Below are 16,052 nucleotides of genomic sequence, written 5' to 3' on the forward strand. Positions count from 1 at the left end.
CGGCCGACATCGCCAGACCCCCAAAGCGTTCGCTACCCTTGCGCACGGAAAAGGTGCCCTCCACCCAGCCGACGATCCTGTCCTCAACAACTGGACCTTCGCAGGTCGGACGGGCACCTCTTCTATTCGGGGTCACACTCCGTCAGCACCCCCGGCCCTCACGATGAAACACCAAGGCCGGTGCCTGGTCACCAAACACGTCACCTGCCGGACCTGCCCGCGCATGGCCAAACGGCCACTGTTCCACTTCCCCTCCCGGCAGGCATCCAGCGCCCCCGCCTCGCAAAACGTCACCTACCGCCTCACCATCACCACACCGGAAGCGGCCAACACACAGGCTCCGACCCAGGCTGAACAGCAAGATCCACCCTGCCCCGCCGCCGAGCCCCGTGCCGCGTAAGTTCCTGGCATTGGGTGCGATCCCCTCGGGCTACCCGACTGTCAGTCAGCCCCACGAGCAGATCAACCACCTCGAAGCGCCGAAGTCAGTAACGGGCACCCAGCCGCCACGATCACCGCCGACCAGCCCCTGAACGATCGAGGTCAACTGGGCTCGACAGCTTGCGAGTTCGAGTCACCACATCTTCGGTATACCGAACATGACCAGATTATCAAACGCGGCATCAAAGATCAGTAGGCGTTTCGGGTGAGACTCCAGCCGAGAAGACCCTGACCAGCAGCTTCACCCCGCCGACGCCTCCAGACCTGCGCCGTTCACAAGTGCGCAATTTCGCGCGAGGTGACCGCTAATTCCAGTGTTTAAGAACTAGACAGTAGTCGCTGACCACGGTGCACTGATACCCGGAAACGGCCTCCTGGGTACTGCAGCATTAAACGCCGCAGGAGGAACCCTGTATCGCACGAATCCAGGGAGGTCTCATGTCAGGCGAATTCTACGATGCGATCGTGGTCGGCGGCGGACCTGCGGGCTCCACGGCAGCGACGCTGATAGCGCTGGACGGTCATCGGGTACTGCTGCTGGAGAAGGAGCGCTTCCCGCGCTACCAGATCGGCGAGTCGCTGCTGCCGTCCACGGTTCACGGTATCTGCCCGATGCTTGGAGTGGAGGGTGCCCTGCGGGAGGCCGGATTCACTGTGAAGCGTGGCGGTTCGTTCCGGTGGGGCAAGAACCCCAATCCGTGGACGTTCGCGTTCACGACTTCTGGGCGTATGGGTGAGCCAACCGGCTTCTCTTACCAGGTGGAACGTGCGAAATTCGACGAGATCATGCTGCGTAACGCCGAGCGTGTGGGGGTGGAGGTCCGCGAGCAGCACGCCGTGACCGGGGTGGTGCGGGATGCGGACCGGGTGCGGGGGGTCCGTTTCACCGATGCCCAGGGCCGTGCTTGTGATGCCCGCGCTCGGTTCGTGCTGGACGCCAGTGGCAACACTGGCCGGCTGCACAACGAGGCAGGAGGGCAGCGGGCGTACTCGCCGTTTTTTAGGCACGTGGCCTTGTTTGGCTACTTCGACGGCGGCAGGCGGCTGCCGGAACCGAACTCGGGGAACATTCTGACCGTCGCCTTTGACAGCGGCTGGTTCTGGTATATTCCGCTCTCACCGACGCTGACCAGTGTAGGTGCGGTGGTACGCCGCGAGCTGGCCGACAAAGTGCAGGGGGATACTGAGCGCGCATACCGGAAGTTGATCGCCGAATGCCCACTGATCGGCGAATACCTTGACGGTGCGCAGCGCACGACGCGGCCGCCGTATGATCGACTGCGGGTGCGCAAAGACTTCTCCTACACCCAGACCACGATGTATTCGCCCGGCATGGTACTCATTGGCGATGCGGCGTGTTTCGTTGATCCGCTGCTCTCCACTGGCGTGCATCTGGCCACGTACGGTGGGATGCTGGCGGCTCGGTCGGTCAACTCCGTCCTGGCAGGGACTGTGGAAGAGCGGACGGCTTTCGGTGAGTTCGAGGCCCGCTATCGGCGTGAGTTCTGCGTTCTGCATGACTACCTGGTCTCCTTCTACGGCACGAATGTGGATGAACAGTCATATTTCTGGCAGGCGCAGCGGATCACCGGGCAACAGGGTGGGGCAGCCGAGGCGTTTGTGGACCTGGTTGGTGGGGTTTCTTCTGGGGAGTTGCTGCCGAGGGACCAAGTGGGCAAGGCCGCGCGCACGGAAGAGGCACGGCAGGCCCTTTTGGGGGTGACGGCCACCACGAATGAGATCGGGGACGCGCAGGGCCTGTCCGAGGTGCCGCTGGTGACCACTGCCTTGACTGAGTACCACAATCTCGTGGCGCGCGGTCAGCAGAGTGATGGTCAGGTACTACAGGAAGGGGCGCTGTTGGAGGGCGGGTTGCGGGCTTCGGACGACGGTCGGCGCTGGCTGCCGGACGGTAATAGCGGAGAGACAGCGCAGAACACCGCGTGAACGCGGCGGTGCGCGTGGCGTCGGCGCTGTCAGGTCGTTGGGGGTGTGAGTGCCTGACGGTGAATCGGAATGTGGTGGAGCGTGGTTCCGGGCCTGTGCTTCTCCCTGCGCCAATTGCTGTCATTCGCGATCTGGACTGCTGCGGCCGAACTACGCGCGTACCACTGCCTATGGACACTTCGGCCTCGAGCTGCCCGATTTCACCTGGGAGCGCACCGACCGTGCTGGCCTACTCAACGCCGCTGCGGGTCGTGACGGGCCAGTCGACCGGGAAGGAAGTTTCCCATGCGCATCGTAGTGACGGGCTCCATCGCCACCGACCATCTCATGGCCTTCCCCGGCAGGATCACGGAGCAGCTGAGAGACCGTCTGATTTGGATCGTTGTTGGTGGCGGGGTTTCTGGGGTGGTCCGGTAGGTCGTGACGGGACTGGTGCCAGTGACTCTGCGTAGCGTGATGCCGGTCATGGTCCAGTAGATCTGGGACTCCTGGGAGCGGGGTGTGGTTTCGTAGTCGCGGGTGAGGCGGCGGGAGCGGCCGAGCCAGGCCAGGGTGCGTTCGGTCTTCCAGCGCTGCCAGAGGGGCTGGAAGCCGGTGACGGCGAGGCCTTTGGTGGTGATCTCCAGGTCGATGTTTCTGGTGGCGGCGTGGCCGGCGGCTCCGCGGTAGGCGGTGTCGCCTCACATCTTGCCGACGGTTGGGTGGCGGTCGGTGACCATGTCGACCAGGTGGCGGCCGGGGTGGACGTCGTGGATGTTGGCGGCGGTGACCGGGACCAGCAGGAGCAGGCCGAGCGTGTCGGTGACGATGTTCCGCTTGCGTCCCTGGACCTTCTTGTTCCCGTCGATGCCCACCGTGCCGGCGTCCGTGGTGAACGCGCTCTTCGAGGACTGCGAGTCGACCATGGCCGTGGTCGGCTCGCCTGAACGGCCGTGGTGCTGGCGGGCCTTCCCTCTGAGCAGGTCGTGGATGACCTGGTCGGTGCCGTCCTTGGACCACTTCGCGTAGTAGTCGTACACCGTCTTCCCCGGCGGGAAGTCGTGCGGTAACAGATCCCACGGCACCCCCGTCCGGTTCACGTAGAAGACCGCGTTCACGATCTCCCGCAGGTCATGAACCGGGGGCCGGATCGAACGCCGGTCCGCCCGCCACTTCGTCAACACCGGTTCGATCAGGGCCCACTGCTCGCCCGTCAGATCCGTCCGGTAAGGCCGCCTCGTCGTCTCGGCCAGTGCGGCCCGTCTGACCTCGCGTTTCGTCGGATTCTCCGGACGGCGGCGCCACTTGTAGAACCAGGACTCGGACACCTCCAGCGCCCGGCAGGAAACGGCGTGCGGGACGTGATACTCGGTCCGCTGGTCAGCGATGAAGCCCGCAACCGTCACTTCGTCGCCTCCTTCACCCAGAGGACCACAGAACGCTTGAGGACATCGCGTTCCATCCCGATCTCGCTGTTCTCCCTGCGCAGCTGCTTGTTCTCCTCACGCAGCCTGCGCAGTTCCTCGCGCTCGGACTCGTCCAGCCCGCCCGCGGCCTCCGCGGCCGCCCGGACCTTGGCCCGGTGAACCCAGGTCTGCAGCGTGCCCTCATGCACGCCCAGATCCCGCGCGACCTCCGCCGCGGACTTCCCGGTCTCCAACACGATCCGTACCGCAACCTCACGGAACGGCGCGTCGTACGACCGTCGCTTCCCACCCATGACCCTCAACTTTCCCTTCAGTCACACCTCCACGCTACGAGGGGAAGGTCATTGGCGGGGCACCGTCAACTTGGCGATGCCTCCGGACACGCCCTTTCGGTGACGATCTCGTCGAGGACGTCTGCGGCCGTGCGGACGTCTTCCTCCAGGGGCCGGTCCGGGTCGACAGGTGGGATCTCGTCGGCGAGTCGTTTCAGGACGGTGCCGCAGGCGGAGGCCGTGGGGAAACGGCCGCCGACATGCACGGTTTGCCGTAGTCCGAGGGCGAGGGTGCCGTGCAACAGCCGTACCTGGACGGCTTGCTGCAAGGCGTTGAGGGCGGCCTGGGTCCCAAAGGGCACGATGTCTTGATTATGGAGGTTGGTGGGCAGGCTCTGCGCTGAGGCAGGAATGAGGGCGCGACGCATGGCAGCCACGATGGCGGTAGCGGTGAGCTGGACACCCTGCAGGCCGTGCTGGGTGCCGGGAGCAGTAGCGAGCATGGGGGGCAGGCCGCCGTTGCGGTGGGGGTCGAGGAGCAAGTCCAGCTGGCGTTCGGCGAGGTTGCCCAGCTGAGTGGCCAGGATGGACAGGAGATCTGCGGCGAAGGCCATGGGCTGTCCGAAGAAGTTGCCGCCATGGGTAACGGCGTCTTCTTCGGGGAAGAAGAGCGGATTGTCACTGATGCCGTTGAGGTCGTCTTCGACAACCTGATGAATGTGAGTGAGGCAGGTGGTGACCGCACCGAGCAGCTGGGGGGTACAACGAATGCTGTAGGGCTCTTGCAGAGATCGGGTCTTGGAGGGGGTTGTTCCGACGAGGTGTGCTCGGACCTCCCTTCCTGCCTGCTCGGCACCTGCGTGGCCGTAGGCAGCCAGAAGCTTGGGGTCCGTGAAGCCGGGGGAGCATCCGAGGAGGTCCGCGAGCAGTGCGGTGAGGAGGTGCGCGGCCGCGTGGGAACGGCTGACCTTGGCGAGGGCAAGGCCTCCTGCGGCAGCAGTCACGGCGGTGCCGTTGACGAGAGCGAGGGCATCGCGTCCGTCCACTTGCAGGGGGGCGAGCCCGCACTCGGCCAGAGCGCGGTCGGCCGGCAGTCGCTTGCCGTCCAAGTAGGCCATGCCGTGACCGCGCAGGGCCTGCACCATCGCGGCGAGCGGGATGAGGTCGCCGCTTGCGCCGACCGATCCATATTCGGGAACAGCTGGGGCGAGGGGGGTCCGGAGCGCGGCTGCGAGGGCGGCGAGAACGCGGGGGGAAATCCCGGAGCGGCCCTGGGCGAGCGACCACAGGCGGGTGAGTAACGCGGCCCGAATGACATCGGCGGACAGGTCGGGGCCTTGAGCCGCGCCCAAATGGCTGAGGACGTTTTCACATTGGTCGGTACTGTCCCTGCGGCCTTGATAGTGGAGGAGAGCACCGAATCCCGTACTGGCACCATAGACCGGCCTTTTGTCTCTGAGACAGTCGAGGACAAAGTCGCGGCAGGTGGCGACGCGTTCTTCGGCCTCGGCTGTGAGCTGGACATCTATGGGGTCGCCCGCCTGTTCCAGCATCTGGGGAGTAAGGGTTCCAGGAAACGACAGGACAGGGAGAGGAGCAGTATCACGTGCCACGGGGGTGTCCTTGGTCGAGAGGTATTGGTTTTTGTACCGAGAACTGTGCCTTGGCACCAGTCGGGCTGAATCGTCAGATGCGGGTGATCGGTGAGGGCTCTGATGCTCCGGTGCCCAGGAGTTGGGGCCGCTGGTGTGAAGTGCCGTCCGGACTCATCCAGCCGAGTAATGGTGCTTGCCCAGCACCTCCAGCCAACCGCCGAAGTACTCGGCTGCGCCGCCCCATCAGGTGTGTCTGTGCCAGAGGGGTGTTGTTGTACTGGCCAGGTTCTTTGTGCCGCAGAGGTCCGAGAGTGATGGAGGCGGTTCGACAGTTCATGGTGCGGTCGTCGATCTGCAGTTACTTTGCCGGATCGGCCACTGGGCGACTAGGGCCGGTCGTTTGGATCATGCCGGCGTCGCGGGCCCTGGCACGCACATATGCCGCGTTGTCGTCACTCGCCGACGCTCAGCGTCGACTCCCTCCGCCTTGCAGCTGTACGCACTAGACCCCGCTCGGGCCGGCCGAAAGGCACCGCACCTCACAGCAGCCTGATCCAAACGACAGGCCCTGGTCGCCCAGGGGCAGGCGCGTGAACTGGTCAAGTTCATGGGCTGCGGCGACAGTCTTGGAGATCTATTGATGCCATGCGTAATAGCGAGACCGGGAAGCTAGACCGGTCAAGAGTCTGCGATGGCCGTGATGCGGGCTCGGAGGAATACGACGTGCCGTGGTGCATCCGGCTCCTTTTCGCGCAGAGTTAGAAGCATGGGCAGCAGATCTTGTTTATTGCCGATGATCCGTGTGGGGACTTGCCATACCCACTGCGGGAGGGCGACGAATGCGTGCACAGTGCTGCTGTGCAGGTTGATCACCAGGCTGACGGCGGTGCCAGTCTCCTCGTACCAAGCGACCTTGTGGATCCCGGGCGCCACACAGGCGTGATGTGTGTCCTGCCAGGCAACCCGACCTGCGAGCGGACCGTCCAGGATTTCGTAGTCGACTCTGCCGGGCGTGAACCGTGCCCGGTAGGCCCAGCCGTTGTCGTAGCGGTATTGTCAGGCACTTGCCGGTCAGTTCAGTGCTCACATTGCCTCCTGGCCGGACGGGTGGAGCGGGGCCCCAATGCTGTGGCGGTCAGCCAGTGCTCGTCCAGCGCCGGCCATCGGATGAGGGGCGCAGTCCGCCGGGGAACATGGGAGGTTCGAGGTTGGCGGCTTCACCAAGGCGGCTACGCAGTTGCAGGCGGGCGCCTTCGACCATAACATCCGCGAACTGCTCAGCGGGGGCGCCCCGTTCATGGGCGAAGTCGCTGGAGGTGACCCCTCCGACTAGGTCGGCGAATGCCTCGTGCATAGAGCCTTGGTGACCTGCGAGCTTGCGAGCTTGCCAGAAGTAGGACTCCTCGTCGGTGTGCAGTTCATAGAAGGAGACGAGGAAGTCGCGGAAGAGGCCGAATTCGCGGCGGTAGCGAGCGGTGAACTCGCCAAAGCAGCGGGTCTCATCCAGTTGCCCGGCCAGCACAGTGTTGATGGAGCGAGCGGCTAGCAGCGCGCTGTAGGTGGCTAGATGGACCCCGGAGGAGAAGACTGGGTCGATGAAACAGGCTGCATCACCCACGACGACCATGCCCGGGCCCCATAGCGCGCTTCTGTCGTAGGACCAATCCTTGCGCACTCGAAGTGCCCGATAGGGCTCCTCTTGCGCGCGGCGGGCTTTGGCCAGGTGCTGCTGGATCAGAGGGCATTCGCCGATTAGGGACTGGAAGGCCGCCTCTGGATCGCCTTGGACCTTGACAGCAAGCTCAGACTTCACCACGGCCCCGACACTGGTGAGGGTGCCGGAGAGCGGGATGTACCAAAACCAGCCGGAGGGGAACGCGACGCACAGGATGTTACCGGCGTTCGGATCCGGCATGCGCGCGCCATCGAGGAAATAGCCGAAGAGCGCGAGATTGCGGAAGAACGGCAAATACTCGCGCTTGCCGCCGATCGCCTGGTGCAGGCGGCTGCCGTGCCCGGAAGCGTCGACGACGTATGCGGAAGTGGCCTCATGGCGGGCGCCCGCCGCGTCCTCGTACCGCACCCCGCAGATCCGGCCGTCCCCGTTGCGCAGCACGCCAAGGGCGCGGTGCCCCTGCCGCACATCGACCCCGGTCCGGGCCGCATTGTCCAGCAGGATGGTGTCAAAGCGCGAGCGTTCCACCTGGTAGGCATATGACGTCGGGCCCGCCATACGCGGTGAGGTGGCAAACGCGAAAGTCCATGGCTCGGGATTGGCACCCCACTTGAAGGTGCCACCCTGTTTGCGAGTGAAGGCAGCTTTCTCCAGTTCCTTTTCCACACCGAGCATCGGACAGATGCCGTGCACGGTGGCCGGGAGTAGGGACTCACCGATCTGATAGCGGGGGAAGATCTCCTTGTCCAGGAGGAGCACACGATGTCCCTCCTGGGCGATCAGAGTGGCAGCAGTGGACCCGCCGGGTCCTCCGCCTACCACTATCGCATCGAAATCATGGTTATCGGGCATGGCTAGGTGCCATTCCTTTCGGTGAGCACGGTGGCGAGTGTGGTGATGGTGGGGTGGAGCATCACATCCCGCATCGAGCAGTCGAACCCTTGGGCACGTAGCCGCGACGCCACCTCGACGGCGAGCAAGCTGTCACCCCCGAGGCTGAAGAAATCAGCTTGGATGTCGGCCTGTTCCATATGTAGGACGGTCTGCCACACATCGGCGATCTGTTGCTGTGTCGTCGTCTGGGGTGGGTTGGCAGGGGCGGGCTGGATGGCAGCCGGTGCGGCGGCCAGCGCGGTGCGGTCCACCTTGCCGCTGAAGGTCAGTGGTAAGGCCTCAAGGACGATGAGCTGCGAGGGCGCCAGATAGTCCGGCAGCCGCTCTCGCAGATAGCGTTGCAGACTGCCGATGAGATCCCTGTGCCCAGTGGGGTTCTGGTGCTGTCGGGGCACGACATATCCCACGAAGCGGGCCTCCCCGGACGGGCTTCGGTCTGCCCGGACGGCGGCCTGGTGTACTTCGGGGTGGGTCAGCAGCACCTGTTCCGGCTCGGAGGGTTCGGCCCTGTACCCGCGGATCTTCACTTGATCATCGAGCCGCCCCAGGAACTCAAGCTGCCCGTGGGTATGTTGACGCACCCGGTCACCGGTGCGATACCAGCGCTCGCCGTGCTTGTCTTCGAGGAAGTGGGCGGCTTCCAGATCAGGCCGCCTCAGGTATCCGAGCGCTAGGCAGGCACCCCCAAGCAGCAGTTCTCCAGCGGTACCAGGAGCGCTTGGGCGCAGGTCCTCGTCAACGACGCGGGCGGCGCTGTTCGTGATGGGCCGTCCGATCAATGGTGATTCGCTGCCCCCAAGACGGCAGGAGGTGGCGAACACGGTGCATTCGGTGGGACCGTAGAGGTTCATGGCCTGCAGACCTTTCTCCGCCCGAAGGAGGCTCCACAGATCTGGATTAACCGCCTCTCCGCCCATCAAGATCACATCAGGTCGCGTCTCGGGATTCAGCAGCCCGCAGTCGGTCATGGACGCGGCCAGGGCAGGCAATACCTCGACAACGGTCAACTGCTGGTCGCACACGGCTCGTGCATACTGCTCAGGATCACGACGCACCTCGTCATTGAGTAGATGCACCTCGAACCCACCCGCCAGCCACAGCAGCGGATTCCACGCGGCATCGAAACCCAGGGCCATCCCGTGCGCGACTCGCACGGGACGCCGTCTCAGTCCCTGCCCGGCCAGAGGGAAGAGACGGGTCTGCACCTCGGTATATAGATTGACCAGGCTGCGCCCGCCCACCAGGACGCCTTTCGGGGTGCCGGTGGAGCCAGAAGTGTAGATAAGGTAAGCTGGACTAGTTGAAATTCGGTCAGGCCGCAAGGCAGGTGCCCTGTCTGGATACGCCTGCAATTCTCGCATCCATTGGTCTCGTGCCAGCAGTGCAGAGGGTCCCGGTCCCAGCATCCCGGGAGCATCTGCGAGGGTCATCGCAGGGTGGGCATCGTCCATAACCTGTCGAAGACGTGCGGCAGGCTGGGCGGGGTCCAGCGGGAGGTAGACACCGTCGGCTTTGCCCACCGCAAGTGGCGCCACGATGGCCAGAGCAGTCCGGGACAGGGCACAGGCGACCACGTCGCCGGTCCGGACACCCTGGTCACGCAGAAACCAGGCCAGCCGACTGGACCAGACATCCAGGTCCCCGAAGGTGAATGTCGCCTCGTCGGTAACCAACCCAGTTGCCCCAGGAGTCCTTGCCGCCTGCTGCGAGACGAGCGTCCACCATGGCACATCAGGCACAGCACGACGTGTGCCGCGCAGTGCTGGGAACGTGGCCGACTCGCTCATCAGGACCACGGCTCCGGGACCGGACCGATGTTCTTGACGGCCAGCCGGTCCACCCACTGCCAGAAGCTATTCCCCCCGTCCGGGGAAAGTAGATCTAAATGGCGACCGCGTACAGTATACGAAGCGAAGGTCGGCGTTGACCAGATGGCCCATGCGCCGGTGGCGTCATCCTCCACCCGGCGTGGATCGTCTTCGCCGCACAGTGCGCCGATGGGGCATGGTGCGGCACTCCGCCGCGGGCCGCTGTAGCGGCCGACCAAGCGCATGTCGGCACGCAGCAGGTCGCGCGCGTAGGAGCGCAGCGCGGAGTCCCCAATCCATTCGTCAAGCATCCGATCCAGATCCGCGTTACCCAGCAGTGCGCAGCGGCGGGGATCTCGCCGGTGCGGGGCCGTCGCACCGATGACGATCAAGGCGGCAGGGCCGGGGCCGGACTGCGCTGTCAGACGCAGCGCGCTTTCCAAAGCAAGGAAGGCTCCCATGCTGAAGCCGACCAGTACACACTGTGTCAGGTCCTGCAAGGGCGCGAGCGCATCAGCGCACTCCTGGGCCAATTCCTCGAAGGTATCCGGAAGGGGCGTGCCGAGACGGTCCGCCCGCGCGGGGTACTGGATGCACGACATCTGCACTCCAGGACGCGCGGCGGCCAGGGCACGAAACATCCCCGCCGTGCCGCCAGCAGGCGGAAAACACACGTAGTGGGCCGCAGACGGGACGGGACCGGCCGGACGGGCAAGCGTCCTGAGAGGCGAAGCAAGAGTCGTTTTCATGGAAGGTTTCCCTCGTTGAGTCAATCCAGGAGCCGGGGAAGGGAAGTGCGAAGCCTGAGTGCGTTAGGAAGGGGCGGAAGGTGGGCCGACCCCACCGAGCGGGACATCACGTACCGCCGCCGTCGTCAGCGTGGGCTCTCGGCCGGCTCTGGACGGGACGAAGGCGCTCAATGCTGTCGTCACCAATGCCATCAGCACCCCCATCGTGAAGAGTTGGCCGTCGATGACCTTCAGCGTGTGCCCGACCGAGAGCACTACGATTTCGGTAAGCCCGCGCGTGTTCATCAACAAGCTCAGCGTCACCGTGTCCCGTAGACTCATCTTCCCCAGCCAGGCTGGCACCGCGGTGCCGATCAGCTTCCCCGCACACGCCAGGCCGACCATCGCCACCAGCTCCAGCCAACCGCGCCCTGGCAACGCACCGATATTGACGCCGAGCCCAGTGAAGACGAAGAAAGCAGGCAAGAGGAAGAGCACCACCTGGTCCAGCGCCTGGTAGACCAGCTCGGCCAGGGTGCCGACGTCCGCCCTAGGCATCACCACACCGAAGGCGAACGCACCGAAGATCGCGTGAATGCCGATCCACGTCGTGGCGTATGAGGACAAGAAGATCCCCGCCGCGACCACCGCCAGCAGTTCTGACCGCGCACCTCGCGCCTCGGCCCACCGCATAAAAAGGGTCAGGCACGGCCTGACCACCACGCCCAAAGCCAACACGAAGACCGCTGTCAGTAGAAGGGTCCGCGTCACCTGCGCTGCATCATGAGCAGTGACCAGCGCGGCGCAACCAGCCAGCAGACACCAGGCCAAGATGTCGTCCACCGCAGCCGCCGTCAATGCAATCAATCCAACCCGGGTCTCCGTCAGACGCCTCTCGTCCAAGATCCGAGCAAGGACAGGGAAAGCCGTGATGGCGAGCGCTGTACCGAGAAACAGGGCAAACACTCCGAACCCCACATCGTCCCCGGCGGGCGGGAGGTGTTGCTGGTACAGCAACACGGCCAGCACCACTCCGCATCCGAACGACACCGCCAAAGCACACAGCGAGACGCTCGCTGCACGCCAGGCATTGGACCGCAGAAGGGCCAGATCTGTGCGCCAGCCCGTCTGGAACATGAACAACAGGAGTCCCACCTGAGCCACCGCAGCCAACAGAGGACGAACACCATCCGGGAACAGAACCAGGTCCGGGCGCCCCGGCAACAACCCCAACAGGCTTGGCCCCAGCGCGATACCGGCGACAATTTCAGCGAGCACCACCGGCTGCCCCAGCCTGCGCGCTAACCGCCCCAACAGCACACAGGCCAACCACATCACCCCAAGCCCCACACCCACGGCAGCCAGCATCAGCTCGGCATGCGCCGCTGGGGAATGCATCAGGTCACTCAGCAGCTCGTCCACCGGATACCCCCCTGATCTCCAGCTCGGGAACCAGCGATCACGGGATCAGCGGAATGTGATCGGACGGGAGCCCGAGGCGGTTGCAGCCGACCCGGCGGGCAAGAGGCTCGGCCATGCTGGGGCCCACGTGGGTCCAGTACGTGGCCGCGTCCCGGAAGTAGCGCTGCATTCGCTCACCGTCGCGGGCATGCCGGGAGCCGGCCGTGCGGAACAGGGTGCCCTGCAGCACGTCCCAGGCCATGCGGCCCGCGTTCAGGGACATGAGCGCGAGGCGGTTGTCCTCGGCGACGGTGAAGGGGCCGTCGCCTGTGGCGTTGCGGCGGCAGGCTTCCATCCACTCCTCGGCGGTGCGCCGCAGCGCCGCCTCGGCCGTGTGGATCACGCCGAGGGCCTCGCCGAGGTGTCGCTGGTAGTCGTGGAGTTCGGCGCGGGTGCGGCCGGGTTCGAGGGTGAGGGGGCGGGCGGCGAGGATGCGGGCGTATTCGTCGGCGGCGGCGTGCGCGGTGCCGATCATGATGGCGGCCAGTTCACCGTGGAAGAAGCTCAGCGCCCGCCCCGCGTACATGGGGTTGCCGTGCAGCTCGGAGCCGACGCTGCCGCCCTCGACGGGCAGGTCGAGCAGGCTCGCCTCGCACGTGAGGTACTCGGGGATGCGGGCCTGCTCCATGTGGACGCTGTTGGAGCCGCTGCCGCGCAGGCCGAGGACGCCGTGCCAGTCGTCGAGCACCGTCCACACCGAGCGCGGAGCGACGAACAGCACCAGCGGTCCCGGCGGGCCGCCCGGCCGGTCGGGGGCACGCATGGTCTGGCCGACGTAGTGGGTGGAGTACGAGGCACCCGAGGAGTACGGCCAGGTGCCGTCGAGCATGACATGGCCGTCCCCGTCGGGCTGTGCCACGCCGATCGGCGCGATCGTGGCTGAGGCCCTGAAGTCGCCGTCGGTGCCGAAGATCTCGTTCTGCGCCTTCTCCTCGAAGACGCTTGCGACATGGAGGACGTGGGAGGCAGTGAGCGACAGGGCCCAGCCGGTGGAGGGGCAGCCGCGGGCGATCTCGGTGACCACACGGCAGAAGGCGGGCAGGCCGAACTCGTAGCCGCCGTAACGGCGCGGCTGGAGCATCCGGTAGAAGCCGGCTCGCAGGAAGTCATCGTGAGTGGACTTGGGGTAGCGCGTCAGCTGCTCGGTCTCCGGCTGACGTTCGAGCAGCGCGGGCCGCAGGTTCACAGCGCGCTCGACGAGGTCGCGTTCGGTCAGACCGGGCTCGGGCGTGGCGATCACGATGCTCTACCTTCCTGCTAGGCCGGACCCAGCCATTCGTATTGTTGGGGGAAGCGGGTGTTTGTGTCTTGAACGTAAACAGAGCTACTGAATTTCATCGCGTGATGTCGTGAGCCGCTGAACTGCGGTGGCTGTTGGCTGCCGCACGACACCACCGGAAGATCCTCAGTAGGATTTGGGAGAGTTCTTGAAGCGGTGCTGCGGAAGATAAAGATTGGTTGCCTTCGGAGTCGCCTTGTGGGGGATTCAAACCACCTCGAACTTCGGGGTACCTCAGCGTCACCGCCCTGCCCACGGCAAACTGACCAGGACCGCCGCCAGGTGCTATGCCCTTAATAACGCACCACCCAGACCGGTTGACGGCGCCGTTCATTGCCCTGCCGATATACTGGATGAAAGAGTTTCACTGACGGAGTGACCGCCATCGACGTTCAGAATGTGTCCGGTGATGAAGCGTGCCTTGTCCGATCCGAGGAATACGATTGCGTCGGCGAGTTCCTCTGCAAGACCCAAGCGGCCCATCGGCACCTGGGAGGCTATGGCGGCTCTGTTCTTCGTGGTACCGCTAAAACGAGCGAGCATGTCGGTATCCGTGGGACCGGGCGCCACGGCGTTCACCCGGATTCCCCACGCAGCGACCTCTAACGCCACCGACTTGGTGATGCCCTCGACAGCGTGCTTGCTTCCGGCGTACACGGAAGCTCCCGCGGCACCTTTGTGACCGTAGGTCGAGGAGATGTTGATGATGCTGCCACTCCTCTGCCCCTTCATGACGCGCACCTCGTGCTTCACGCCCAGGATTACGCCGAGAACGTTCGTATCGAACGTCGCGGCGTAGGTTTCCGTGGACTGGTCCGTGATCGGGCCGACCCTACCTTCAGTGCCAGCGTTGTTCACCGCGACGTCGAGGCGGCCGAAGCGTGCGACGGTACGGTCGACCAGGGCGCGCACATCCTCTTCCTTACGGACGTCGACATTGATGAATTCGGCCTCCACGCCGGAAGAACGTAGCTCTTCAGCGAGTGCTTTGCCGACTTCGCCTCGGCGACCGGCGATAGCGACATTTGCGCCCCTCTCAGCGAAGGCGAAGGCGCTGGCGCGACCGATGCCAGTGAGTGCCCCGGTGATCAAAACGACGGGCATGTTCATCTCCTTGACCCCCTGTTGGTTACTCTTCTCCCCAGACAATCCAAAGCATGTCTTGCCGGTGGAACCTGACGAGGCATTATGCCGCCGAATTTCCGTAACGCCCATGAAGCACTAGAGCAGCTGCTTGACGAGATGCTGCTACCGGACCAGCAGTTCACGGGAAAGGCCTCTCCCATGAAAGCCATCTGACCTGCTGTCACCTTCCAGCATCTCGGGGGAACTTCAGCCGGGCAGAGAACTGATCCGCAATCTGCGCTAATGTTTCGGCCACGTCCGACGTGATGGCTAGCGTTCCATTGTCGTCTGCGTTGACATCCTTGTCGAGAATGAACCAGCCTTGGACTACGTGAGTGGCCCCCATAGAAGTCAGCACGGGGCGCAAGGCGTAGTCAATGGCCAGCGCATGAGCAGTGGTGCCACCAGTGGCCAGCGGAAGGACTATCTTGCCCGCAAGCGCATGCTGGGGGAGCAGATCGAGCAAAGACTTCAGGACTCCGGAGTAAGCGGCCTTGTAGATGGGGGTCCCCATCACTACTCCGTCTGCCTTCTCAAAGCATGCGGCGGCCTTGATAATCGCCGGATGCAAGACGTCGGCGCGGAACAGCGCCTCAGCGGGCAGAGTCCGGACGTCCAGCGAAATTACCTCGTGCCCCTGAGCTAGAAGCCGCTTGTCCACATAGCGGAGCAAGCGCCCAGTACGGGATATTCTGGAAGGGCTTCCGGATATGGACAGGACTGTAGCCATGCGTGACTGCCTTCAAGAATATCAGGTGGACTTGGGAAGTCGCCTTGAGGCCCAGTGACCGCCCTCGCGGCGCTAGGCGACCGGGCCGTGCGCTGTACGCGTGCATTAGCGCAAGGTTAAGGGGAGGGGATTAAGCCTGCCATCCATCGCAGAGCTCAGAGTGGCTTTCCTATTTGCAAGGACTTGGCGTCTCGGCTTCGCGTGAGATGGTTCCGTCTCGGCCTAATAGACCACGCTTTCCCAGCCGCGGCAATGGTTGCGGAATGGGCAAGAGCGTGCACTGATGGCAATTTCGTGAGCTTGTGAAAGGGGGTGCTGTCCCAGGGGTGTTGTGAAGCCCTTTGAGAGAGCGTTTGATTTGAGTTGATTGCACCTTATGTCTTAGTAGGTGCCTCGCTAGGTAGGTGTGGTCTCGTCCGTTATGCGCTTGGCGAGGTTGTCGATCGAGGCGATGTGGATCATGGCTTCGGAGCTGGCGGCAGGGTCTCGTAATCGCGGGCGAGACGTCGCCGCATCATGATCCATCCGATGCTTCGTTCGACCACCCAACGCCTTTTGAGGACCTGAAATCCGCGGGCTTCAGGGTTTCTGTTGACGGCGTCGTCAACTTGAGTGGGGTGTCTCGGGTCTGGGATGATCGCCGGGTTTGTTGATCTTCCCGGGTGGGGGCTGGCTGTGGGGACCGAGACGG

The 16,052-nt window shown here is 64.4% G+C and carries 11 protein-coding genes and 3 pseudogenes; 2 read left to right on the top strand and 12 right to left on the bottom strand.

The window, feature by feature from the left end; genetic code table 11:
• Window positions 1–879: 879 nt before the first annotated feature.
• Together ACZ7NC_RS41985 and ACZ7NC_RS41990 are read left to right on the top strand one after the other, a co-directional pair.
• On the top strand, window positions 880–2,388 hold the full coding sequence (locus ACZ7NC_RS41985) for a tryptophan 7-halogenase (RefSeq protein ID WP_471497016.1): 1,509 nt from the start codon (window positions 880–882) through the stop codon (window positions 2,386–2,388).
• 110 nt (window positions 2,389–2,498) lie between these two features.
• Window positions 2,499–2,686 (top strand): annotated as a pseudogene (locus ACZ7NC_RS41990) (hypothetical protein); the annotation flags it as partial.
• 382 nt (window positions 2,687–3,068) lie between these two features.
• Here ACZ7NC_RS41990 and ACZ7NC_RS41995 read toward each other — a convergent pair.
• The 12 genes and pseudogenes from ACZ7NC_RS41995 to ACZ7NC_RS42050 form a co-directional block, all read right to left on the bottom strand.
• Window positions 3,069–3,773, bottom strand: coding sequence for an IS5 family transposase (locus tag ACZ7NC_RS41995; RefSeq protein WP_471497018.1), 705 nt, complete (start codon window positions 3,771–3,773; stop codon window positions 3,069–3,071).
• Window positions 3,770–4,087: a transposase gene (locus tag ACZ7NC_RS42000; protein ID WP_471497020.1), complete on the bottom strand. Its 318-nt coding sequence runs from the start codon at window positions 4,085–4,087 to the stop codon at window positions 3,770–3,772. Before ACZ7NC_RS42000 ends, ACZ7NC_RS41995 begins: the two co-directional genes overlap by 4 nt.
• A gap of 65 nt (window positions 4,088–4,152) precedes the next feature.
• Window positions 4,153–5,619, bottom strand: coding sequence for an aromatic amino acid lyase (locus ACZ7NC_RS42005; RefSeq protein WP_471497022.1), 1,467 nt, complete (start codon window positions 5,617–5,619; stop codon window positions 4,153–4,155).
• Between the two features lie 720 nt (window positions 5,620–6,339).
• Window positions 6,340–6,702 (bottom strand): annotated as a pseudogene (locus tag ACZ7NC_RS42010) (phenolic acid decarboxylase); the annotation flags it as partial.
• A 94-nt stretch (window positions 6,703–6,796) separates the two neighbouring features.
• Window positions 6,797–8,188, bottom strand: a complete 1,392-nt coding sequence (locus ACZ7NC_RS42015) for a tryptophan 7-halogenase (RefSeq protein ID WP_471497024.1) — start codon at window positions 8,186–8,188, stop codon at window positions 6,797–6,799.
• A 2-nt stretch (window positions 8,189–8,190) separates the two neighbouring features.
• The gene (locus ACZ7NC_RS42020; protein ID WP_471497026.1) at window positions 8,191–10,017 is read right to left on the bottom strand and encodes a non-ribosomal peptide synthetase; all 1,827 of its coding nucleotides are present in this window, start codon (window positions 10,015–10,017) and stop codon (window positions 8,191–8,193) included.
• On the bottom strand, window positions 10,017–10,787 hold the full coding sequence (locus ACZ7NC_RS42025; RefSeq protein WP_471497028.1) for a thioesterase II family protein: 771 nt from the start codon (window positions 10,785–10,787) through the stop codon (window positions 10,017–10,019). The genes ACZ7NC_RS42020 and ACZ7NC_RS42025 overlap by 1 nt, the downstream gene beginning before the upstream one ends.
• Window positions 10,788–10,850: 63 nt before the next feature.
• A complete protein-coding gene (locus tag ACZ7NC_RS42030) occupies window positions 10,851–12,188 on the bottom strand; it encodes a cation:proton antiporter domain-containing protein (protein ID WP_471497030.1) in 1,338 nt (445 codons plus the stop codon).
• 37 nt (window positions 12,189–12,225) lie between these two features.
• Complete coding sequence (locus ACZ7NC_RS42035; protein WP_471497032.1) at window positions 12,226–13,467, bottom strand: acyl-CoA dehydrogenase family protein; 1,242 nt, start codon at window positions 13,465–13,467, stop codon at window positions 12,226–12,228.
• Between the two features lie 369 nt (window positions 13,468–13,836).
• Window positions 13,837–14,610 (bottom strand): SDR family NAD(P)-dependent oxidoreductase, encoded by a 774-nt coding sequence (locus ACZ7NC_RS42040; RefSeq protein WP_471497034.1) that lies wholly within the window; start codon window positions 14,608–14,610, stop codon window positions 13,837–13,839.
• 202 nt (window positions 14,611–14,812) lie between these two features.
• Entirely contained in the window at window positions 14,813–15,361 is a 549-nt protein-coding gene (gene ssuE, locus ACZ7NC_RS42045; RefSeq protein WP_471497036.1) for an NADPH-dependent FMN reductase, read from the bottom strand.
• Window positions 15,362–15,757: 396 nt separating this feature from the next.
• Window positions 15,758–15,963, bottom strand: a pseudogene (locus ACZ7NC_RS42050) (transposase); the annotation flags it as partial.
• Window positions 15,964–16,052 lie beyond the last annotated feature (89 nt).

It is taken from the genome of Streptomyces sp. NPDC111802 (genome assembly GCF_055634335.1).